27 protein-coding genes are annotated in these 21,561 nt (G+C 51.1%); 2 read left to right on the top strand and 25 right to left on the bottom strand.

Going from position 1 to position 21,561, the window contains the following annotated elements; all coding sequences use genetic code 11:
* Positions 1-199 precede the first annotated feature (199 nt).
* Entirely contained in the window at positions 200-403 is a 204-nt protein-coding gene (locus NDA01_RS22005; protein ID WP_348229649.1) for a DUF4177 domain-containing protein, read from the top strand.
* 165 nt (positions 404-568) lie between these two features.
* Here the strand turns inward: NDA01_RS22005 and NDA01_RS22000 are convergent, their stop codons facing one another.
* The 9 genes from NDA01_RS22000 to NDA01_RS21960 form a co-directional block, all read right to left on the bottom strand.
* The gene (locus tag NDA01_RS22000; protein WP_348229648.1) at positions 569-1,285 is read right to left on the bottom strand and encodes a DUF5673 domain-containing protein; all 717 of its coding nucleotides are present in this window, start codon (positions 1,283-1,285) and stop codon (positions 569-571) included.
* Positions 1,286-1,773: 488 nt separating this feature from the next.
* Entirely contained in the window at positions 1,774-2,652 is an 879-nt protein-coding gene (locus NDA01_RS21995; RefSeq protein ID WP_348229647.1) for a polysaccharide deacetylase family protein, read from the bottom strand.
* A gap of 484 nt (positions 2,653-3,136) precedes the next feature.
* The gene (locus tag NDA01_RS21990; RefSeq protein ID WP_190437281.1) at positions 3,137-3,613 is read right to left on the bottom strand and encodes a GNAT family N-acetyltransferase; all 477 of its coding nucleotides are present in this window, start codon (positions 3,611-3,613) and stop codon (positions 3,137-3,139) included.
* Between the two features lie 64 nt (positions 3,614-3,677).
* Positions 3,678-4,031: a VOC family protein gene (locus tag NDA01_RS21985; RefSeq protein ID WP_190437283.1), complete on the bottom strand. Its 354-nt coding sequence runs from the start codon at positions 4,029-4,031 to the stop codon at positions 3,678-3,680.
* A gap of 31 nt (positions 4,032-4,062) precedes the next feature.
* A complete protein-coding gene (locus NDA01_RS21980) occupies positions 4,063-4,290 on the bottom strand; it encodes a hypothetical protein (RefSeq protein ID WP_348229646.1) in 228 nt (75 codons plus the stop codon).
* A gap of 484 nt (positions 4,291-4,774) precedes the next feature.
* On the bottom strand, positions 4,775-6,091 hold the full coding sequence (locus NDA01_RS21975; protein ID WP_348229645.1) for a sensor histidine kinase: 1,317 nt from the start codon (positions 6,089-6,091) through the stop codon (positions 4,775-4,777).
* Positions 6,092-6,099: 8 nt separating this feature from the next.
* Positions 6,100-8,082, bottom strand: a complete 1,983-nt coding sequence (locus NDA01_RS21970; RefSeq protein WP_348229644.1) for a PAS domain-containing hybrid sensor histidine kinase/response regulator — start codon at positions 8,080-8,082, stop codon at positions 6,100-6,102.
* Between the two features lie 810 nt (positions 8,083-8,892).
* Complete coding sequence (locus tag NDA01_RS21965; protein WP_348229643.1) at positions 8,893-9,093, bottom strand: hypothetical protein; 201 nt, start codon at positions 9,091-9,093, stop codon at positions 8,893-8,895.
* A gap of 431 nt (positions 9,094-9,524) precedes the next feature.
* Entirely contained in the window at positions 9,525-9,692 is a 168-nt protein-coding gene (locus NDA01_RS21960) for a hypothetical protein (RefSeq protein ID WP_348229642.1), read from the bottom strand.
* 183 nt (positions 9,693-9,875) lie between these two features.
* Between NDA01_RS21960 and NDA01_RS21955 the strand changes: the two genes are divergently transcribed.
* Positions 9,876-11,003, top strand: coding sequence for a site-specific integrase (locus tag NDA01_RS21955; protein ID WP_348229641.1), 1,128 nt, complete (start codon positions 9,876-9,878; stop codon positions 11,001-11,003).
* Here the strand turns inward: NDA01_RS21955 and NDA01_RS21950 are convergent.
* From NDA01_RS21950 to NDA01_RS21875, 16 genes are all read right to left on the bottom strand, one after another.
* A complete protein-coding gene (locus NDA01_RS21950; RefSeq protein ID WP_348229640.1) occupies positions 11,000-11,347 on the bottom strand; it encodes a hypothetical protein in 348 nt (115 codons plus the stop codon). The two genes, NDA01_RS21955 and NDA01_RS21950, sit on opposite strands and share 4 nt — an antisense overlap.
* Positions 11,348-11,449: 102 nt before the next feature.
* On the bottom strand, positions 11,450-11,761 hold the full coding sequence (locus NDA01_RS21945) for a hypothetical protein (RefSeq protein WP_348229639.1): 312 nt from the start codon (positions 11,759-11,761) through the stop codon (positions 11,450-11,452).
* A 14-nt stretch (positions 11,762-11,775) separates the two neighbouring features.
* Complete coding sequence (locus tag NDA01_RS21940; RefSeq protein WP_348229638.1) at positions 11,776-12,009, bottom strand: hypothetical protein; 234 nt, start codon at positions 12,007-12,009, stop codon at positions 11,776-11,778.
* A gap of 55 nt (positions 12,010-12,064) precedes the next feature.
* The gene (locus NDA01_RS21935; protein ID WP_348229637.1) at positions 12,065-12,853 is read right to left on the bottom strand and encodes a hypothetical protein; all 789 of its coding nucleotides are present in this window, start codon (positions 12,851-12,853) and stop codon (positions 12,065-12,067) included.
* Positions 12,854-13,053: 200 nt separating this feature from the next.
* Complete coding sequence (locus NDA01_RS21930) at positions 13,054-13,341, bottom strand: hypothetical protein (RefSeq protein ID WP_348229636.1); 288 nt, start codon at positions 13,339-13,341, stop codon at positions 13,054-13,056.
* Positions 13,341-16,058, bottom strand: coding sequence for a hypothetical protein (locus NDA01_RS21925; protein WP_348229635.1), 2,718 nt, complete (start codon positions 16,056-16,058; stop codon positions 13,341-13,343). The genes NDA01_RS21930 and NDA01_RS21925 overlap by 1 nt, the downstream gene beginning before the upstream one ends.
* Before the next feature lie 158 nt (positions 16,059-16,216).
* Positions 16,217-16,681 carry a hypothetical protein gene (locus NDA01_RS21920; RefSeq protein ID WP_348229634.1) on the bottom strand — a complete coding sequence of 155 codons (465 nt, stop codon included), beginning with the start codon at positions 16,679-16,681 and terminating at the stop codon, positions 16,217-16,219.
* Entirely contained in the window at positions 16,678-16,926 is a 249-nt protein-coding gene (locus NDA01_RS21915) for a hypothetical protein (protein WP_348229633.1), read from the bottom strand. The genes NDA01_RS21920 and NDA01_RS21915 overlap by 4 nt, the downstream gene beginning before the upstream one ends.
* Positions 16,923-17,324 carry a DUF488 family protein, N3 subclade gene (locus NDA01_RS21910; protein ID WP_348229632.1) on the bottom strand — a complete coding sequence of 134 codons (402 nt, stop codon included), beginning with the start codon at positions 17,322-17,324 and terminating at the stop codon, positions 16,923-16,925. Before NDA01_RS21910 ends, NDA01_RS21915 begins: the two co-directional genes overlap by 4 nt.
* On the bottom strand, positions 17,321-17,992 hold the full coding sequence (locus NDA01_RS21905) for an alpha-ketoglutarate-dependent dioxygenase AlkB (protein ID WP_348229631.1): 672 nt from the start codon (positions 17,990-17,992) through the stop codon (positions 17,321-17,323). The genes NDA01_RS21910 and NDA01_RS21905 overlap by 4 nt, the downstream gene beginning before the upstream one ends.
* Entirely contained in the window at positions 17,989-19,404 is a 1,416-nt protein-coding gene (locus NDA01_RS21900) for a hypothetical protein (protein WP_348229630.1), read from the bottom strand. Before NDA01_RS21900 ends, NDA01_RS21905 begins: the two co-directional genes overlap by 4 nt.
* A 2-nt stretch (positions 19,405-19,406) precedes the next feature.
* Positions 19,407-19,901: an ASCH domain-containing protein gene (locus NDA01_RS21895; RefSeq protein WP_348229629.1), complete on the bottom strand. Its 495-nt coding sequence runs from the start codon at positions 19,899-19,901 to the stop codon at positions 19,407-19,409.
* Positions 19,898-20,293, bottom strand: a complete 396-nt coding sequence (locus NDA01_RS21890; RefSeq protein ID WP_348229628.1) for a hypothetical protein — start codon at positions 20,291-20,293, stop codon at positions 19,898-19,900. Before NDA01_RS21890 ends, NDA01_RS21895 begins: the two co-directional genes overlap by 4 nt.
* Positions 20,283-20,504, bottom strand: a complete 222-nt coding sequence (locus tag NDA01_RS21885; RefSeq protein ID WP_348229627.1) for a hypothetical protein — start codon at positions 20,502-20,504, stop codon at positions 20,283-20,285. Before NDA01_RS21885 ends, NDA01_RS21890 begins: the two co-directional genes overlap by 11 nt.
* Positions 20,494-21,015, bottom strand: a complete 522-nt coding sequence (locus NDA01_RS21880) for a hypothetical protein (RefSeq protein WP_348229626.1) — start codon at positions 21,013-21,015, stop codon at positions 20,494-20,496. The genes NDA01_RS21885 and NDA01_RS21880 overlap by 11 nt, the downstream gene beginning before the upstream one ends.
* On the bottom strand, positions 21,012-21,524 hold the full coding sequence (locus NDA01_RS21875; protein WP_348229625.1) for a hypothetical protein: 513 nt from the start codon (positions 21,522-21,524) through the stop codon (positions 21,012-21,014). Before NDA01_RS21875 ends, NDA01_RS21880 begins: the two co-directional genes overlap by 4 nt.
* Positions 21,525-21,561 lie beyond the last annotated feature (37 nt).

Here is a 21,561-nt window from a genome sequence, read left to right as displayed (position 1 = left end):
TTGAGCCAAGAGAAGACTGCCAAGGGGGGAATGAAGGCCAAGCGCCTCAAAGCAGGCTGGGATAATGATTATCTGGCTAAAGTCTTTGCTCAATAAGATGCGTTTGCCCTGGGGGCGATCGCCTCCAAGATCAGACTTTGTAGTGAAAGATGGATATCGGAAAATTCTAGGGTAATTTTGAAACTCTTTAGAGAAGGCCATGGGTGAGTGGGAATATAAAACGATTAAGTTCTTTGCTCAAGGAACATTCGGGGCAGGGAAGATTAACGAAATAGAACTTGAGGAGGTATTGAATGAAGCGGGAGCTAGAGGCTGGGAGTTAGTGTCTATTCTTCCTGGCACACGTGCTAATGGGGAGCTGTGGGATTTTGTAGCAGTACTCAAGCGGGAGGTTATTTCGTAGCTTGCAGCGCGAGCGTCCGCTTGATGTAAGATTCCCGCTCTCCCTCAGCCTCCTCTCCCGAATGCCAATCTCAGCTCAGCCCACAACGAGTCCTGTTAGAGGCTGCGATCGTTCCCACCAAACCTGCGTATGAATTTAAATATCGTATTAACTGGCACAACAGAACTATAGTCTCTTGCCTGCTAATCGCTCGGCTAAAATACGGCTTACCACCTCTTGATGGTTTGCAGGAATAGCTAGGCTCGCAAAGCTTGGCAATAGAGGAAAGCGTGGTTTGAATCGAATTGTCAACACATTTGATTTATCTGTTTCCCAAGTGTACGAATTTATTCTTTGCCATCTCATGAGTGAATGCACGAGACAAATACCATTCTCTCTAAACTCAAGTTTGTTTAAGCCTACAGCAATAGTAAAACCAGCAATTGACCACCAAAGGACGAGCCTAGATATCTCTAGGTACAGGCTAGTATATTCCGGGCTTCTAGTTAAGGTTGACGTCAAAAATAACCATGTCTGGAAAACTACCAATGCCACCTCAATCAAGCCAATCCAGAATAGAAATTTGCTCTGTGGAGTTCTTCCTACATCTGCTAGTAAAGAACCAGCTTCTTGCTTTCTAAAAAACCAGCTAATCCACCAGGCACTAATCGAAACAGCATATAAGATGTGGAAGCTTACCCAACCATAGCGTCCTAGTCGTTCAAGTACAAAGAAAAGGGCGAATCCAGATAATGGCAGCCAAAATAAAAACAAAGGCGTTGCAGAGCGCGAATTTCTACGGGCGGCTTCGGGTCCTACCATTTCTTCTTCTGCCAGGTAGCCAAACCAGAGTGAACCCACTATAACTACAAAAAAGATTAACAGTACCCAAAACCACTCCATAACATTTCCCTCAACTCAAGAAATTTTGGCATAACTTCACATGGCAATAATAGGAGATTGCCATGATTGATAACCCGGCAACCCTGACCCTGAAACTTTCTACCCAAATATCTTTTGCTTAGAATCTATGCCTGATCGGCATTTCAGTCACTAGACGACAGATACCCCAAGATCGGTGTCAATTACCAAAAGGCGCCACAGCTGCGATCGCGCCCACCCAATCTACGTATGAACCCAAATATTTTGTCAATGGCACCTAAAGGCTGAATCAGGAAAGAGGGCGATCGCTCGATCTCAGACTAGACATAGCTTTTTGACGATTATTCTACTTGTAAAGACAGATGTGACAATGCATAGCGGCAAGGGACGATCGCACTGAACTTGGGCTGGACCGCTCCTCAAAATTTGAACAAATTTATGGTGAGGATCGATGAAATAAGCAGGTGCAGCTTGGAGAACCGCCAGGACATCAGCCAGCCGTTTGCAGTTCACTTGCACTGCGCGGAAGAAGGACCGCTCCAAGCTTGAGGAATCACTTTTTCAAGCTGAGATTTTTCAAAGCGAGCCAAACTCAACAAGTCCGGTGACTGGTTGGCAAAGCGCTCTGTCGGCACGGCATAAGCGATCGCGGCAAAATAGTTGGCATTCGCAACGGCTCGCTTGACTCTAGCATCATACAGACCATAGGGATAAGTAAAGTACTGCACCGAGCGACCCAGTCTCGATTCCAGAATTTTCTTCGAGTCGGCAACTTCTTGGACCAACTGTTGATGAGAGAGCTTGGTGAGCACAGGGTGAGTTTTGCTATGAGATGCAATCGTCACGAGCGGATCATTGGCCATCGTTCTGAGCTCTTGCCAGCTCACGTGAGTTCGACCCGCATTCACCTCCACCGAACTGGTGTGAATCGAGAATACAGCTGGGTACCCATATTCCTTTAAGAGTGGATAGGCGTACTGATAGTGCCCTCCGTAGCCATCGTCGAACGTCAGTAAAATCGATTTCTTAGGTAAAGGGCTACCGGTGCGCAGATGAGCCATCAATTGAGCGAGGCTAATTGGGGTCATCTGGTTCGACTTTAGCCGCTCAAAGTGCTGTCTGAGTTCGTTAGGCGTTAAGTCATACGCCACTTTTTTTGCCGGCAGAATGTCGTGATACATCATGATGGGCACTCTGGCCTTCAAAGCATGGGGATGCAACTTGGGGAAGGGTGCAGCAGATGCGGTTGGAACGTTTGCAGGACAGGTGTTCAAGATGCGTGGCAGTTGTGCCATCCCATCAGAGCGAGCGGCAGATTGTGCAATACCTGAGGCCGCTGCAATCAAAAGAATCGTGCTCAAGCACAGGGTAAGAAAGCGGTTCATCATTTAGATGTTTTAAGCTCATTCATTAGAGTTACAAGCTAACAGCGAGATTAACCGCGAAAACATTTATGACAAAAAATTAAATGGAGATGAGGGCGATCGCGGCGTTGCGCAGAGAACGAACTTGAGCATTATCCACCAGTTGCGCCTGCTGACTCACAGCGCGAACTACTCACAACTGTAGTTATACGCAAGTCCTGTCGTGCGACCAATGCCTCTCAGACTACTGTGCTATGCGCCTGTAGCACTTGCCGAATTTGCTCCACGCTCACTTGGCGATGGTAGTACAAGGTGTCAAAGCGTTCGTTGAACGTTTGCTTACACTAGGGACAGAAATATCGCTGACTAGCGTTTGGGGCTTTACTGTGTTTATGCGTGCGGAGATGACCACAGAGTCGGCATTTCATAGATTGTGCTTGAAAGTAGATGCCTCTCTACTTTACCAAACCCACCATAGCTTGATGCACGATCAGCCACGGACTATGGCCTAATCTGCGTTCAACACTTTACGAAACACGATCTTGTCATCACCCGCCGTGTAGAAGTCTCGGATGCGCGCCTCCTTCTCGTAGCCGCACTTCTCGTAGAACGTCCGAGTGCGCTCGTAGTTCGGCAGCCCCGATGTCTCGACTAGTAACAGCCGCTGACCGCTCATCCGCAGGGCATTTTCCACATGCTGCATCAGCATCGTCCCGTGCCCCCGTCCCTGGCAATCGGGCCGTACCGCAATCATGTACAAATACCACGTTCGATCTGCCATCAAATCTGGTGCATAGTAGGCGGCTCCACACAGCTCCCCCGCCTCCTCGTCGCTGACCCACACATGGCCCTTGTCGAGATTACCGCCAAAATAGTCTGCCAACACTTTGCCCAGCGCTTCGGTTTCGTTCGCGGGGAACATCCCAGCGGCCACAGCTAGCGCAATTATTGCTGATGCATCGTCAGGTGTCGTGGGTTGGATCATGGAAGTTCCAGGGGTATCTGCTCCCAAAGTTGATGCGTCTCTTCTCGCGGCATAATGCCTCTGTTCACCTGCTTGTTAACTCTACTCGATGTCCATCAGGGTCTGCCACAACTGCACGTCGTCCCCAAGCTGAATCCGCAGGAGGTGAAACAATTGAAGCCCCATGCTGTTTGAGTTTGCAAACAACATCATCTACAGAAGACACTTGAAATCCTAGCCGAGTTGCTTTTGTTGGCACTGTTCCAGGAGTACACGGATAAATCTCAAACGTGATAGAACCTAGCTCACTAGCAAAATGCTCTAAACCATTACCATGCTGATGTTTGATGAAAGACAAACCTAATCGTTGGTAGAACACAGCGGCTTGTTCAACGTTACTTGAGCGAATGACAACAAGATTAAGTTGAACTTCACTCATTGCTGCTACTAATTTCTGAACATGATTCATCCTAGTGCAGAACTCGGACCATTTCTGCACCAGGATGTTTGAACAAGACATCAAACTCACTGTTGGGCATTCTCAAAGTTTCAGGAACGAGATGAGTTTGGATGGGGTGCGTGACTACTACCCCCTGCCCAGGAAAGAGAATAACGGTAATTCCACCCCCACGCAGGCATCCTAAAACTCGTGCTGGAACACGCGCATAAAAGGATGAATTATCTTCTATATGGTGCATCGGTGCATTCTAAAGTGCAATAGCTGAAAACTAGCAATACCCCTTTGACAAAAAACATCCGTTGAGCTGAGTCTTGGTAGGACAAGGCGCGAGGAAGGTACCACCGGGCGTTGAAATGAGGTCCGCCAGAAAGGGCCACCACTCGAACAGGGATTGAGTAGGCATCAGAGAGTATAAAGACAATGACCCAAAAAACGATCGCTCCTCTACATACCCAGAGGAGCGATCGTTTTTTGGCAACTGAATCAAGCTAAAGGGTTAAGGCAGCGTGTAAAATTAACTAGAGCAATTTTTCTGGAAGAGCTTTTTATAGGATAGTCATCCTAGTCTTTCCTCTAAACAATTTATTCTTACGAGAGTCCTAACTGAATTTGCTAAATCTTCAAGCTTTTCAAACAGCGTCTCAATGGAGTTTTTAGTTCAAATTGCTACTTGCAGTTTGAAGCAATCTTGTAGTTCACAACAGATACCTTAAAAGACTGAATTACAACGTTAGTGCTACCCGAATTGGCATCGTAATGACAAACTCGGTGCCTTGCCCGAGTTCAGAAATACACTCCAGTTGACCCCCATGTTTTTCAACCACAATTTGATAGCTAATGGGTAACCCCAAACCCGTCCCTTTACCAATGGGCTTGGTCGTAAAGAAAGGCTCAAACAGCTTGGTCTTGAATTCCTCCTTGATCCCCACTCCGTTGTCCGCAATCCGGATACAGACGTGATGTTGATCTAACATTTCTGTGCGAATCCAAATGGTAGCCCTGTCGAGGGCTTGGCTATTACCTCTGGGCAACCAACAACTCAGCATCGATTCCTCCAAGGCATCAATGGCGTTGGCAATTAAGTTCATGAACACCTGGTTCAATTGGCCTGGGTAACACTCAATTTCAGGCAGAACCCCATACTCCTTGATCAGCTGAATCCCTCCATGTTCTGGCTTTGCTTTCAGGCGATGTTGCAGAATCAGCAGCGTACTCTCAATCCCTGTGTGAATATCTACAACTTTGAGTTCAGCTTCGTCCAAGCGAGAAAAGTTCCGTAAGCCTTGCACAATCTCCAGAATTCTGCCCGTTCCTAGTTTCATCGAGGATAAGGTTTTCGGCAGGTCAGACAAAAGAAAATCGAGGTCAATGCTTTCTGCTTCTGCTTGCACTGCTGAGACAGGATGGGGATAGTGTTGCTGATACACCTGAAGCAAACTCAGGACATCTTGGATGTATCGATCGAGATGAGTGACATTGCCATGCACAAAATTAATCGGGTTATTGATTTCGTGGGCGATTCCTGCCACCAGCTGACCGAGTGCAGACATCTTTTCACTTTGCACCAACAGCATCTGCGATTGTTGCAATTGGGTTAGAGCATTGGATAACGCAGCGGTTCTCTGCGCCACTCGCTTCTCCAAGTCTCGGTTGAGGTGATAGAGCTTGAGGTGGATGTTGACTCGGGCCAGCACTTCCTCCTGTTGAAAAGGTTTGGTAATGTAATCGACGGCTCCGAGGGTTAAGCCCTTGACCTTGTCTACAGTGTCAGCTAGCGCCGTCATAAAGATGACCGGAATCTCTTGCGTGGTTGGCGCAGCTTTGAGGCGACGGCAGGTTTCAAACCCATCGATTCCTGGCATCATCACATCCAGCAAGACCAGGTCTGGAGAGACCGATTTCAATCTCTCCAGGGCACTTTCCCCACTCTTCGCCACTAACACTCGATACCCTGACTCTTTGAGCAACTCAAACAACACCTTGGTATTGTTCGGATTGTCATCCACAATCAGAATTAGACTCGTTTGATGAGTGCTCATAGCGGGACCTACGTAACTGGTTCAACCTGTTGCTTCACAAACTTCAAGATTGCTTCGTCATCCATTGCCTGTGCAAACTGAAGCAATTGCTGGGCGAAGGGCTGATACTGCACGTTGAGTTGCGCCAGTCGTTGAGCTTCCTGCTCGACACTGTCGATGTCACCGATGCGCGCCGCTGCATATAGCGCTTCAAGTTCCGCAACGGGAGGGGCAATGAGTTCACAAACAGCAGAATTGGTGGCTGAGGGTTGTGCCTGCTGATGATTAATCTCATAAATCCAGGTGAGACCAAGATGCTGGCGGAACTGTTCGAGCAATTCATCGGATTGCACGGGTTTCGGCAGAAAATCATTGCAGCCTGCTTGCTGACTTTGCTGGCGATCGAAGTTGAAGACACTCGCAGAAGAGGCAATAATCGCCGTGGTTTGAAACTCAGGGAGCGATCGCAGCTTTTGGGTCATCTCCAGTCCCCCTAGCACCGGCATGACCAAATCAGTGAGAACTAGGTCAGGTTGCCGCTCTAAAGCTTTGTCATAGCCCTCTTGACCATTTACCGCCTCCAGGAGTTCAAATCCTAAAGGCTCCAGTAGGTTGACAATCACAGAGCGATTTTCCCACCGGTCATCAACAATCAGTACTTTACGCTTTTCACCCTCATAGCCTACGACCAAGCTCGTTGGGTTCCCATTGTTCGACTCTACCCACTCATCGGATTCGGTGAGTTCGACATCAAACCAAAACTTGCTGCCTTGACCCGGCATACTTTCAACCTTAATTTCGCTGCCCATCATTTGCACGATTTGCAAGCTGATGGCGAGCCCCAAGCCAGTGCCTTCTGCCATCCGTTCTTGGTCCCCGACTTGTTCAAACGGCATGAAGATCTTCTCAACTTGCTCTGAGGTCATGCCAACCCCTGTGTCTTCCACTTGAAAGCGAATCTTGACGGAGGATGAGTGGCGGGTATTGGCAGATGGCTGGCGATCGCTCTGAGGCGACTCTGCCACCACCCCGACCTTGAACGTCACACCCCCTTGGTCCGTGAATTTAATCGCGTTGCCCAACAGGTTAATCAAGACTTGGCGCAGTCGCTTGTCATCGGCAAACACAGCCTTGGGTAAACGGTTCAGGACTTCGTAGGTAAAACGAATTTCCTTTTGCTCAGCTTTGATACGGCACATTTCCACAATGCTAGTGAGGAAGGAGTCAACGTGGAAATTCTTGGAGAAAAACTCTAGCTTGCGCGCTTCAATTTTGGAGAGGTCTAAGATGTCGTTAATCAAGGTGAGCAGATGAGAGCCACACTGGTGAATGATACTGACCCCATCCTTTTGCTTCGGATTAGCCGCTTTATCGCGCAGTAGAATCTGCGCGTAGCCTAAAATTCCGTTGAGTGGGGTACGGAGTTCGTGGCTCATGTTGGCGAGGAATTCACTCTTCGCTTTGTTGGCGCTATCGGCCAGTTCTTTGGCTTGTTGGAGCTCGATCGTGCGCTCTTCAACTCGGGCTTCCAAGTCCTTATTGGTTTGTTCGAGTTGCGACTGGATTTGTTGCAGAGCTTGTAGCGTTTGTTCTAGCTGTTGAGTTTTTTGGTTTAACGCTTCTTCTGCCAGCTTCCGAGCGGTGTTATCTCTAGTGAAGCAGCGGGTGTGAATGAACTGACCGTTCTCATCGCGATAGACGCTCGAATCAATCAGGACGTACTTAATCGATCCGTCCTTGCAGACCATTCTGGCTTCATAGTTATGGAGGGTTTCATTGGCTGTCAAGCGACAGAGAATATCGTTAATCACATCGTCATCCGCATGGAACTGAGCGATATGTTGGCCCACATAGTCTTCGGGAGAGTAGCCTAAAGAGTGCAATTCCGATTTGTTGGCCCACAGAATCATCCCATCCGGTCCCACCCAATGCAGACAGACTGCCCCATTTTCCACGAAATCAGTCAGCTTGTCATATTGATGGCGGAGTTGCTCTTCGGAGAGTGGTTGCATCGCTATCTCATCCCTCAACTACTAGAAGTTCACTAGAGCGGTTGGCCAATAGCCACTGAAATCCTTCTCTCCATAGGAAAGATTCCGGCCTTTTGCCTAAAAAGCATCAATTTACTCTAAAAGAGTTTCGAAGCTTTTTCAGCTTATTACCAACGACTCCAGATTAAATTAAGGTTCCCAAAAACTCTGATAGGCTAGCAGAGCGGATTTAGACGGATAGATTTGACCTAAATTAGTAACAAACAGTACAAATGTACCGCTCGAATCATTCAGGAGATATCTGGGTATCGTAGCTTGCAGGCGCTTCAATAGTATTCAGAGTAGCGGAGCAGGTTGTAAATAATATCCGTATCGATCGCCCCTCTCTTAGGCTAATCAAAACCTGACTCTCACATTACATCCACCTTATAAGGATGGCCTTGTCTACCAAAGAGCTGGGTAATGGAGCGATCGCCCTCTCTTAGGCTGCCGTTCAGCAGATCCTAGAAGTTTGTCCTAGGAACTAAACTCAGGTGATCGCCCCTCTGAGTGTCTAGCCCTGCTGCCGCCTTCGCTTGCTTCAGGGCGCTGCAACCTTGAGAGTTTGTCCGATCAGGCAATGACGCTGGTTGTCCACTAGGACCAGATCGGACCAATTCTCTAGATGGGCTGAGGGCATGAGAGAGCGTGCTCAAACCACTGCGATCGCCTCTTGAACTTCCTCAAAAACCTCAAGAAACTCACCAGTCTAGAAACTCTAATAAAAAGTTGAGGCAGGACTAGCGGCAATGTGCATCGCCCTTTCCCACGATCCCAGGTTGGCACAAAACATCACCCATTGACACCCAATGTCACGCCCTGACACAGCTTGTCACGCTGAAAGAGGAACCAAGAGCCACAATTCATCACATCGGGCACCCTTTGGCACCTTCTGTCACCTCCTGACACAATTTGTGGATATTGTGCCGCTGCCGCACCTCGCTCGGCGATCGCTCCCCCACACGCGACCGCAACAATCTGTTTTTGCGCCATACCTAACGCCTCTCGTCGCGTGACGGTCGCGTGACTGCAGCATCCCTGTCGCGTGGCTGTCGCGTGAGCACGACACTGAGTAGATCTACCTCATATCCATTGCGGCAATTTTCGTCGCAGCTCAACTTTGACGCACTTCTGACGCACTCTTGACGCAGTTTGTGTGAATTAAAAAACCCCCAGCAGCGAGGTTGGGAGTGTTGCGGGTAGTACGAAAGTACAAATGGAATCCTTCACAAGTTTATTCTAGGACTGCTGGCTGCTTAGTTCAGCCCTGTCGCGATCGCGACTCCTGCACATCAATCCAATCTTTTGGGTCCCAATCCACTCGCCGTCTCTGTTTTTTTGCCGCTGACCCACAAACGACCAGAATTTGTGACCGCTCCACTAACATCTCTTCCCCTTGGAAGAGACATATGAGTGGCAAAGTACTATAGCGTCTGCTGACCGACAAAGCCACTGGCACCGTAGAGGACAACATCATAGGGCCGTTCAGAAGAATTGTGAAAATCAGTTTCTTCTGTTCGATCGCTCCACCCAGGCGATCGAACCCGCTTTCCTGGAGCGGTGGGGTGAACTGAAGCCGTGAAACTCACCACTCCAGTTCACTCGCGACAGATTGCCAATCTGTTGTAGGCAACTCAGCGAGGGCTGATATCCCGCCTTTCCGTACCAAGCATCAATAGTCCTAGTCTTAGGTTTGCACGATTTGCATCAATCAATCACAATTAATCGAAGGTGAGTGTGCAAGCAATTTAAGGAAGAAACAAGGACGTATCAGAATGGCATCCTGTGACATAGATGCCCTGATCGCTAAAGCCAACGAACGCCTCAAGGCCGCTGCTGTAAGGGTTCGGGTTTATCGAAAGGGGGCAAAGCTCTATCTCCAGGGTACTCTACCACCAAAGCCAAACTCTAATAAGCTCAAGCCACACCAGCAGTATTTAACGCTGGGAGTGAGCGCCAACCTACCTGGACTTAAAGTTGCCGAGGCTAGAGCTAAGGAAGTGGACGCCTTACTTAGTTTGAGACAGTTTAATTGGGCGGCTTGGATCAAGCAAAGTGCGATCGCCCTAGATCAACTCACGGTTGCTGAATGGCTGGAACGATTCGAGGCATCCTATTTTCAGTCACGCCCTAGAGGGCAATCTCAGATCAACACCTTCCATAAAAACTATTGGCTCTTGATCAGGCGCATGCCTCAAGATGAGATCCTAACCGCCTCCTTACTCCTAAACACAATTGAGGAGGAGTCAGAGGCAGGCTCTAGAAATCGGCAACTGTTCTGTATGTCTTATGGAGCGCTTGCCAAGCTTGCTGGGATTGAGATTGATCTAAAGGTTCTAGACTCCAGCTACTCACCCAAATCAGTTTCTCCCAGAGACCTGCCCACTGATGAAGAGATTGTGGCAGCGTGGGAGAGGATTAAGAATCCAGGGTGGAAGTGGATTTTTGCAATGCTGGCGACTTATGGCCTGCGGAATCACGAAGTGTTTAGGCTAGATACGAGTCGGCTGCGTGAACCGCCTCACACTCTGCGGGTACTGCAAGAGACTAAAACTGGCAGCAGATTAGTTTATCCGTGCCCTTCATGCTGGGCTGAGAAGTTCGAGGTTTGGAATGTTTGCTACCCCAAGACCATGGTGGAAGATATAAGCAATAATCGGCTAGGCCAAAAGGTGTATTGCTATTTTCGGGCTCAGAATCTTGGCTTGACTCCTTATGATCTGCGTCACTCTTATGCTGGTAGAACTGCAATTTTGGGAGTAGCAGATTCTTTGGCTTCACGCTGGATGGGGCACTCGGTGGCGGTGCACACTAAGATCTATCACCAGTTTCTGGATGAGTCGCACAACAAGAAGGCGTGGGACATTATGCGGGAACAGGAAAAGCATCTGTACCCCGACTAACCGACGCACCGTTTCTCAGGGGCGATCGCCATGACTTCACGCCACTTGAGTACATTAACTTGCCAGCGAGGAACGTTAGCATTGGCTCGCTTGGGGCGATAGTGGGTGCCAAGTACGAAGTCTGATTTCTTGCCTGCTCTACGCAGCCCCTCAGCTTCACGGATGTCTCGCACAATCATGTCTCGACTCACACCCAGAAAAGCCGCTGCCTGAGCAGGAGTAAGCCATGACTCAATTCCTATGCCTTGGACTAGCTCAGTCAGTAGCCCAACTTGAGTCCTGAGGCCGTCTACCTCTGCATTCAGTTCAGCAATCCGAGCTGTGAGACTTTTAGTTTCAGCCATCGTTTCTCTTCTCCACCTTCACCACTTGCTTGCGTAGCTCTCGAATTTCGTCCAGGGTTAGGTCTGGCTTTTGTTGGATTAACTTGTCAAGTTCTTGCTGGGTCATGGCGGCTGCACATTCCTAAGACCTAAGCTGATCTCCAGTACCTGGATGTAGTAGTCGTCCCAGTTTTTATCGGGCAGCAGTGCATCTCCTAACCCATGAACTCGCAGCATATTTCTGAGGTGTCTTCCTGCATCGTGATGCCAACATGCCATCCAACTATCAGGCTCGATCGCATGTCTTGCCTTGCATTCAGCTTTGAATTCATCTGGCAGAGTTTGAAATACTGCGATCGCCTTTTCTAGTACGTCTGGCGGCATTTCACGAAGCTTTTGCTCAAAATACTGCTTGCGTTCTTCTGGAGTTTTCATGAAGTGCGGTGCTCCTAGTGGTCGATACCAACACGAGACAAAAACTCTTTGCACTCTCGCTCATATGCTTCTAGTGCCTCCACTCCAGCTTCTTCACTCATGTCTCCCACCTCTTTTGCTAAGTTCAACATTACGAATGCTCCGGCGTAGAAAGCTCGTCGCATTTCCTTGCGCTGAATTGGAGGGGCATCTTTCGGCATGATGGAGCGTTCATAAGATTGCCATTGGCTTTGTACTGTTCTCTTCATTGCTTACTCTCAAAGAGTTATCTCTACTTTTTCTGGGTTAGGCTGTCATACTGGGTCATGGCGATCGCCCGGCTCCTAGCGGTTTGAGTTTTTCTCGAGCTGTTGCACAATGCACCTTCAGGCTGTCTAAGTACCGTTTGAGCATGTCTTGGTCGTGAACCAAGCTCATCACAGGCGAATGCCCTCTGAAGGATAAGAAGTAATCCTCTATTCCCTGAATGCAGAAGAGCGCACCATCAAAGGGTCTGAGGATTTCTGTGAGCTGCTTCTGTTCTTCAATCCGCCGCTGCTTGCGCTCCCATTTGTCGAGCCAGGGGCGGGGGAGAGTGTCAGGGTTGCGATCGAGAATGTAAACCTGCTCCAGGAAGTCGATTTTGTCTTCCCAGTTGCCCTTAAGAATCCAGCCATGCTCATTACGCCTGGCTGACTCCCACTTGATGAGCTGAATTTTGTATAAGTCCCAGAGTCTTTGGCGATGAGTGCGATCGGGGCTGAGCAAGTACCAGCAACCTTCTACATGCTTGGCGATATACTCTGGGCCAAACGGACAGCGGCCAACGGAGTGACTTGCCATAAACTCGCAAATGTCGCGCCAGAGTCGCACTTCCTCATAGCCCAACGGTTGCTCCCAGCGATCGCACAAGTCACGACACCAAGCCTCACCATCCTGCACATCCAAACAGTGAGCGGGCAGGTAGCCATAGTGGTAGCGATCGCCCGCAGATGTGTAGATGATGTAAGCCCAGCCGCTACCAGCGTAGATACAGATCTGCCAATTTTTGTAGGCAGAGCAGCATGAGAACGCTTTAGCATCTTCGATTCGTAGCGGCGGAAGGCTAGGCATCATCAACTCCAATAAACCCAATCCTTTTTGTTGGTCACGGCCTTGCGAACTAAGTTGCGCCGCTGAATCTTTGCACCCTGTGCCAATCGCCTGAGGGTGTCAGAGATGGTTTTCTCCGAAAACTGCTGGAACTCAGGATGCGATCGCAGGATGCGATCGCAGGAATTTAGGAAGAGCGGTGTTCAAGCTCATATCAGCTTCTAGAACGGGATGTCGTCATAGTCAGGGAGGGTTGGATCGTAGATGCTGGGTGGAGGTGGCGGCAAAGGTCTCCACGGCTCCGCATCCTTTCGGGTCTTGAAAGCTCGTTCGCATTCCCAAGGGAAGTAGAACAAGTCAGGGGGACTAATGGGCCAAACTTCTAGTCGCCAATGCCCCCGAAATTCAGACTGAATCTGCCACTCGATTGGGATGAGCGATCGCCGATTAAAGCGAACAAGTGGAAAATACTGGCTGTGCATGGCGCACCAAATCAATTTCTTGAGCATCACATCCACTCCAAAACATCACTCAAGGGAACATCGGCATAGAGGGTTCTGCCGTTGCGGTCGTAGGCGACTCGCACATAGGTGACGGTGCCAGCGATCGCGCCAAATTGAGAATTGAACAGGACTTTGAGAGGTGGCTCTTCAGTTTTGGCTGGAGTCGCGATCGCCTCTGCTTCCTCTGCCTTGTCACCAGCAGGGGGCTGAGCTGTAACCACTTGAGGGCCAAAGGGCTTGAACTTATCACAGCCGCCGTTTTCGTCTGCCCAATCACGAGTAGCAGCGCAGAGCCACTTATCGCCCTTAGTGCCACAAGTGAACTCGGAGCCGTCCCCAGTTAGGTGCCGATGCTGGCAGCTCTTGCAAGACTGCTGAACCGGGAAGTCTTCAACGATGGGCTTAGGTTCAGAGAGCGGGTAGCCCGGGTGAAGCATTTGCTTCTCGGGTGGCAGTGGGCACATCTCCAGAAATTTTCTGTACTTGCGCTGCCACGCTTGCCATGCTTCACGACGCCCTAGGGGATAGAAGCTGAAGGCTGGGTGAGCTGTGCGCTCGACTGCGAACTGATTGCGGTATTTGTGAGTGGGCCTATGTTCGACTCGTTCGGCAATTTGCCCGTAGAGCTTGAACAGCTCCTCTAAGCTAGGAATCTCTTCTTGAACTGGGGGCAAGCGTTTCTCAGCTACTTCCTGAACGTGAGCCGCTGTCACTTTGCCGTTGGGTGCGGTCTCTACAGCTTCTTCCCAGACTTCGCGCTGCTGCTCTGGCTCCAGCTTGGCGAGGGGTCGGAGATGGCTCTCTTTGATGCTGCCGATTTCCCCAATTGGGGAAATGTTGCGCTCAATTTTGGCGGCTTCCAATTCCCGGTAGAGTTGGGATTTGCTCTCGCCAAATTCGGCCATGACGCACTCACGCCAGCTGTTGTAGCCGAGTGCCTTCCAGCCTTCGCGCTCATGTAAGTCGAGTAAGAGTTTGCGGGTGTTCTCCAAGTGGCCTTTGATGGAGTCAACACAATCGCGGGCTTCTTGCTCAGCCATCATCACCACTGCTGGTGTAGAGGCTGTGGTTTCCAGTTCGTCTTTTAGGTCGGTGATCAGCTCGTCTAAAGCGTCGGGTTGTGGAGTAGAGGCGATCGCCTGCTCTAGAACAAACTCAGCGGCAATGTCAGTTAAAACCAGCTCACGCTTTTGGTACTTAACCAATTGCCCAACATAGCTGTTAGCAAAGCCACCATTCTTGGCCCGAGGCAGCGTCTCATAGGTGTAGATCGGTCCAGTCCATTGCGATCGCTCAACAACCTGACGAACACAAACTTCTAGAGTCTTGAGACCTTTTGAAGAGCTGCCAGTTGCAACCCATTCACGACCATCCCAACTAATGACACCCTTGATTTTGTTTTTCGCGAGAGCTAGGCAAGAAGTTAGTTTTTGAAAGTTTTCCAGATCGTCCTGACTAACCTCAAAAATCTCTCTGGGTTCCTCTTCCTGACTCTCCTCATCCAATCCTGGAATAGTCATTTGGGGAGGTTGGTTAGCAGCGATCGCTGCTTCAATCTCGTCAATCACACTCTTGGCATGATTAACAATGCCGTCCTGGTCCGAATAATCAAACTCGTCCTCAGTTGGCTTACCCCAGGACTGATCACCCTTGAAAATGTCTAGAGCGATGATGCCACCGTTGGGCATGGCCAGAGCAATTCCCCAGTCCCGATATACCTCTCCGATGTCTCGGGGGTCTGATAAGTCGCTTGAGTCAATAAAGCCGTATTTGGTCAGAATGGACTCTGGGGTGGCTGGAGCAATAACGGTGCAGTGCTTCAAAAACCACTGATTCACAATGACTGTTGATCTGTAGATGCCGTCTGCTGGGTAGGCGTCGTGATATTGCTCGGCAATCTCCTCAATAGGTGGTAACTTCACTTCGCTATCTGTACAGAGGTACGAGCCGCCCGAGTAAAAGGACTCTTTAATTTCGCCTGTCGCTACTCGAGATTCGCCAAAACAGAATTCGGCGAACTGTACGCGATCGCCAACCTTCAGTTCCAGACTTGGAATCACCTCCTCTTCCAGCTCATGCGTAGGGGCTGCTTCCTTACTTGGGGCAGTCTCAGGACGCTCCACAAACTCCACGCCTGACGCAAAGATGGACATTACCATCCGATCGCCGTCTGGCAAAACTAGAAAATCTTTTCCGTAGCAGACCTCAGGGCCGCTCTCTGTAATCGTTGCCAGCTTCCCTACATTGCGAGGGGCTTCCAGGATGCGGACGCGATCGCCTACTTTCAGTTCAGGAGCATCGATCGCAACTTCTTCCGTCTCTGGCTCTTCAGGGGTTTCCAGCCTTTCTAGCCACTCACGATAGAAGTATTGCTTCTCACCTGAATCGGTTTCTACGTTGACGATGGTTGCCCGCACTCTGCAAACAACACCAGTTTTGCCAGTGAGGTGTTTTACATGCTCTGCAGCCTCAAGAATGCGAACGCGATCGCCCACTTTTAGATCTCTGGTTCCGCTGGCCACCACAGGTGTATGTGTCCGCTCTCCTGCATTCGAATCAGCTTCCTGACTCTGAGGATTGATAGATTCCGGCGCACCATTGACAGGCTCACTTCTGTCTTTTTTGCGAGATCGGGCGCGGCTAGTCCGGGGTTGGCTTTCACTGCTTCCAGTGTTTTCTGTGCTGATTGGCTCAAGGGTCGTTGCTGTGCCATAGTCATCCATTGTTCGTAGCTCCTAAAGTTGTGGTTTGTGGGGATGAGGGAGGGACTAACGGTGCTTCTCAACCTCATCGGCGATCGCTCCTATCCAGGCGAGTAGAGCAATCAGGGAAACAAAAACAAGCACGAGTGCGAGGGTGAGGGCAGTGATGATGGCAAGGATCATGCGGCTGCTTCCTCCTTCCTCTGAACTGCGGCGATCGCGGCTCTAGCAGCGTTGAGGTATCCGGGTGAGGGATTCTTATCAACTTCCTGACCTGGCCTGTAGAGCTGCTGCACCTGCGTCTGCAAGTTGGCGGGGACCATTGCCCAGTGCTTGGAGCACATGAGGTATTTGGGTTCAACTGGGCGATCGCACCCAACGGCGTGGCAGGTATGCTCCACAGCTTCTGCTTCTGGCTCATCAGGTGACTCGTCGAGGGCGATCGTGCCTTTGATGGTCAAGTCCTTCACTGAGTAGCGCTGGGGAAACAGCGGCAGTGGATAAGGCTTGTCTGTTTTGGGGTCGATGGGACTCTCTAGCCACATCACGTCTGCACAGATGCCTTCTAAGCCCCAGGGCGTTTCGCAGATGTAGCCGAGCCATCCGGGCTTTGAGGCGTGGGTGACGGAGGGATAGCTGCTCATGACGACACCCCCTGAGCTGCACTATCCCCCTTCCACTCTCGGCAGCTTTGCTCCCACCAAAACTGCTCGTATTCGTAGCGCAGGTATCCGCCATCAGCCCAGTTCTTGGCAGCGGTGTAAACGGTGCTTGCAGCGCGATCGCTGAACTCCGTACTCAATTGCTGCTTGGTATAGCGGCGGCCTGGATTCTGCACCAAGAATTTGTAAATTGCATACCGGGCAGAGTTACGGCTTATTGGTTTCACTGCACACCTCCGAACAAGCTCAACTGCTCGTGAGGTTGATTGAGCAGGCTGATTTCTGGGACTTCGATGTCCAGGCCTTTGCTGAACCACTTAGCGACAATGCGACGGTGGCAGAAGGTGCCTGCCCGTTCGTAGCAAAGCAAGATAGGTTCTTCACCGTTGGTCATTTGGTGCAGCACGTTCCACACGATGAGTGGATCGAGCTTGGTTAGCTGAGCCTCAAAGATTCGGGTGTATTGCCGTTCGTCACACCAGCCTCGCTTGTAGTCACCTAGCAAGCTGCGAGGCGGACACAGCGCGGGATAGTGCAGGTAGTTGGTGCCCCTGGGTGGGTAGAGACTAATGGAGATTGCGCCGGGGGTGGTGTCGTGAGTAATGGCGTAGTAGCTGGTTTTCACTTCGCACCTCCCAACCGTGCCTGACGGATGGTGACGCTGAGTCGTCCGGGCTTGCTCATGCCCAACTCCGCTGGGGCAGTTCCGGAGTGAATCTTCATCACGCCGTGGTAAGCCATGCGAGACGCGCCGCCCATGATGAGCACGTCACCCGATCGCATTTCGAAGTCGGTGTAGGGCTGATTCTTGCTCTCGCAGTTGCCCAGACGGAAGGTGCAGCTATCACCCAGCGCGACGGTGACGATCGGACTACCACAATCCAACAGCCCCTGATCCTCGCTTTTGTCTTGGTGCATACCGAGCTTGGCTTCTGGGCTGTACCAATTCACGATCGCGGTGTCGGGTTCGTAGTAGGGCTGGAAACGGCGATGCTTGAAGACAGCGGCTAGGGCGCGAGTGTAGACGAACAGCAGGCGAGCTGGCATGTCGCGTTTGGGGGCGCTGTACTGGTAAGGCTCCCAGTGGTAGCCGAGGCAGCACACTTGAACGCTGAGGGGGAGGCGATCTCCGAAGGGTAACCGGGGAGTAGTAAACCCGCCTTTGCACCAGAAGCGCAGCCACTCCAGCAGCTCTTGCTGTCCGTCTAGGTCTAGCCAGTCGGGGATGAGCCAAGCGTCAGGGGCGATCTCGTGCTTTTCCCGTTGTTCTGAGATCAGGTTGAGTTGGTTCACGCGGCACCTCCGACTGGCTGCTGGGTTTTGAGCATCGACAGCAGTCCTTCCAGTTCGTCATCGTCGAGGTGACGAGTGGATCTTCTGCCAAATTCAGCCTCAACCAACTCATCCAACTTGGCCTGACTCCAGCCCAGCAGCCCTCTCCGGAGGTCAATCTGGGCAAGAATTTCACTGGCATCAATAACACCGATCTCAGGAGGAGTGCTTGAGGGCGCTGGTAAGCCCAACTTCCCGAACATGGAGGCCAGGTCTGCGAATGATTGGGGCTTTGCTTCTGGAATTTCAGGAGCGATCGCAGGCTGAGCTGACTGAGCTACTTGAACTGGCTGGGGTGGAATGGGTGGTATTTCCCCAATTGGGGAAACGCTTGGAGCTGGAGTTGCGATCGCCACGTTCATCAAATCAATGCCCAACTCCTGTGCCCGCTTGAGGATGACGGGAGACAGGGGTCTACCTGCTGCCTTAGCTGCGATCGCCATGCCTTGAATCCGCTCAGCTTCCTCGTCAGTGCTGGTTGGAGCCCCGAAGGGGTTGGAGGTTGGCGAAACTAGAGGCTCAGCTTGAGCGAGTGGAGACCTGACTTGGGCTTGCAGTTCCTGATACTCGGACCAAAGGTCGTGCGCTCGCTCTGGGCTGTTGCGAAGCACTGACTTCGCCCAACTCTTGCGGGGCATGACCGAGGTCTTGGGGTCGTGTCCTTTGGCTACCCATTCGAGAAATTCAGGGTTGATGGTTCCGTCCGGAGCCTTCCACGGTGGCAAACCTTGAGCAAAGCGATCGCCAACTGGATCAGAAAAATTTGAAAAATTTGGCGGCGGCGCGGCGGCGGAAGTATGATCCTCTGCAACGTGTTTCGCTTCAGCCGGAATGGAATTAACAGGAACCTGCTTCTCAACAGGTGGGGTAGCGCTTACTTCTTCCGGCTCGGAAGGCGAAGCCAGATTTTCACCCTCACGCGCTTCTTGTGTGAGAGAGTCTGGAATAGTTTGAATAAAGTCTGAAGAAGTATGCCGCGCGCGTTCTATATCTATGTCTGAGTTGCAGAATTGAGACTGGATTCTCAAATTTGAGACTGGATTCTCAGAATTGAGAATTTCGTCGCAGAATTGAGACTGGATTCTCAAATTTGAGACAGCGGCTTTGAAGCCTAGAAGGTTGCGGAATTTGAACTCTCCCTGGAAGTCGAACAACTCTGACTCTTCAAATTTGGCGATCGCTCGATAGAAAGTAGGCTTGCTGACGCCGCACTCGCTCATGATGTCGAGTAAGTCAGGTAGCTTTCTGTAGGAATCACCAAACGGATCGGCCTCTGAAAAGTAGGACCATATTCTCCACTCGGCAGCGGTCAGGTTGGCTGCTCTGAGTTTTCGTCCAGCTTCTGGCAGGAGGCGATAGTGAGTAGCACTCACGACTACACCTCCGTTTGTTGGGCGATCGCCTGCAACACAGTCTCATCAGACAGCACCCGTAAGCCCTGGCCACCTCTAAAGGGAATTGGTTCGGGCAGAGCAATGACGTTCTCAAGTTTCCAAGCGTAGCGACCCGACTCCCAGAGCCCGACGGATTGTTCTAGTGGGGACTGAGCTTCTATCTCAATTCCTGCAATTGCTTGAGGATGGTGGAGCCGCATCACCGGACAGTCGGTCAAGTCCGCGATCGCCACAATTGCCCCTAGCGGCAAATCTTGCTCCACTGCCTGCTCAAAGTGAGCAAACTCAGTCATACTGCATCCGCAGCCTCCCATTGCATAAGCAATTGCTTGAAGCTCATCGCGAACTATTGGGCGCTTTGCTGCATGAATTGCTAGCTTGCCGCGATAGTCTGTGCCCCAACTGCGCGTCTCGTACCGTTTCAGGTTCAAGGCAATGAGTGAGGCCCAAGGTTGCCATAAGGTGAGGATTCTCATGACTGCACCTCTGCGCTCACAGCCTTCACGCCTTCGACAGCTTTGAGATAGGCTTCTAGCCATGCTTCGGCAGCGATCGCACTACTAGCTGAGTAGTGGTTAGCTTCGTCTTCTTTGGGGTAGACGGTGATGACATGCTCCGCTGAGCCATCGGACGTAAGGCGGCTGAGGTGATGGAAGGCAATCCAGTCTGGGCGTGCTGCGATCGCTTGCTGCACTGCATGTTCAACAACTGCGAGGCTTTGGGGGTCGTTGCCGTGGTTGAAGACTCGTACCATCTTGTTGCCGTCAGGTAAGTGAAGCCAGTTCATGTTTGACTTCTGCAAGCCTGACCAGGGGAGGCAGCGATCGCTCTCTAGCAGGGTCCAACGTTCTAGGAGTTCAGCTAGCATTGCCAGCCTCCCAGTTCTCTAGGAACCAAGCCATTTGGTTTTCTTCGCCTCGGGTCCAGAAGCGGTTGATCATGACGGTGTTGGGGATGACGATCCGCATCGTGTAGCCGTCGTGGGTTTTGAGGATGTAGCCACGGCTGAGCTTGATACCGTGACCTAGTTTTGTCTCCTCAAGGGTTTGGAGGAATGTGCTGCGATCGCTAACTAGCATGGGCCAACTCCTCAGCTAGGCTGTATCGGTCGTAGTGACCGCAGTGGATCTGCTTGAGAATGCCGCGATCGCACAGCCTCTGGCAGATTTCTAAGATGTCTGTAGGTGAAAGGTGCTTGAGACAGTCACCGATCGCGAGCTTGAGCTGCCCAGCGGTGAGTGAGCCTTTGCCACCTGTACTACTGATGAGGAAGCCCACAATGGCTTCTTCTTCCTCGCTGGCGTTGAGATTGAGGCTGAGTAGCTGCTCGGCCAGGATTTTGTCACCCACCAAGACCTGTTTGACTCCGAGATGCGTCTTGGCAATGTAGGCGGTACAGATTGAGCAGAGGTAGCGATCGGGCCATCTACCGCGCTGGGTTCTGGTTTTGATGACGAGGCGAGTTGGGGCGAAGGTTCGCGTTCCGCTGAGACAGCAGAGGCAGCAAACACCACTCTGGTTTTTGGTTGCGAACCTGAAGGTAGATTCGTCGAAGTGCAGGAGGTTGAGTTTGTCGGCGAGGGTAGTCATGCGGCACCTCGCACGGCTTCTACCTCTAGAAGTCCTTGAGTTTGGAGGGTGCTAATTGCTTCGTCATGCTGCCCAGATTGCAGTTCAGCTTCTAGCCAGGTGGGGAGCTGAGTGTAGTACTCGCCTGGTTCGCAGTAGAAGGCTAGGTAGCTGTAGAGGTCGAGCGCTGCTTTGTCTAGCTGGCCGAGCTTGGCGATCGCGGCGGGTTGTGGACGGAATAGGCGGTTGTTGAGCTTCTTGGCTGGCTTTGGTGTGGAGCTGCCGAGGTGCTTTTTGTGGATTTCGGCAACTGTGCTGATTTCGCCTTGGCTGAGTTGGTTGGGATGAGCGATCGCGCTTCTGACAAACTCTGCCTCGTAGCAGGTCATGTCGCTGAGGGGCTGTAGCTGTTGTAACTGGCGAAGATGCTGCGGAACTGATACAGTTGGGGCTGTTGTTAGATTGGGCTGAGTGGGCCGTCCTTTGACGGGGATTGGGCGATCGCTTGACCGCTTGACTTTACACTTCATAATTTAAACAAGTCCTGGTTTCGTTGTGGTTACTTGG

It is taken from the genome of Trichocoleus desertorum AS-A10, from assembly GCF_039962155.1.
In the GTDB taxonomy this organism is placed as follows: Bacteria; Cyanobacteriota; Cyanobacteriia; order FACHB-46; family FACHB-46; genus Trichocoleus.
The sequence above is the reverse complement of the archived record's forward strand: the minus strand, read 5'-3'. Positions and strand labels throughout refer to the sequence as shown.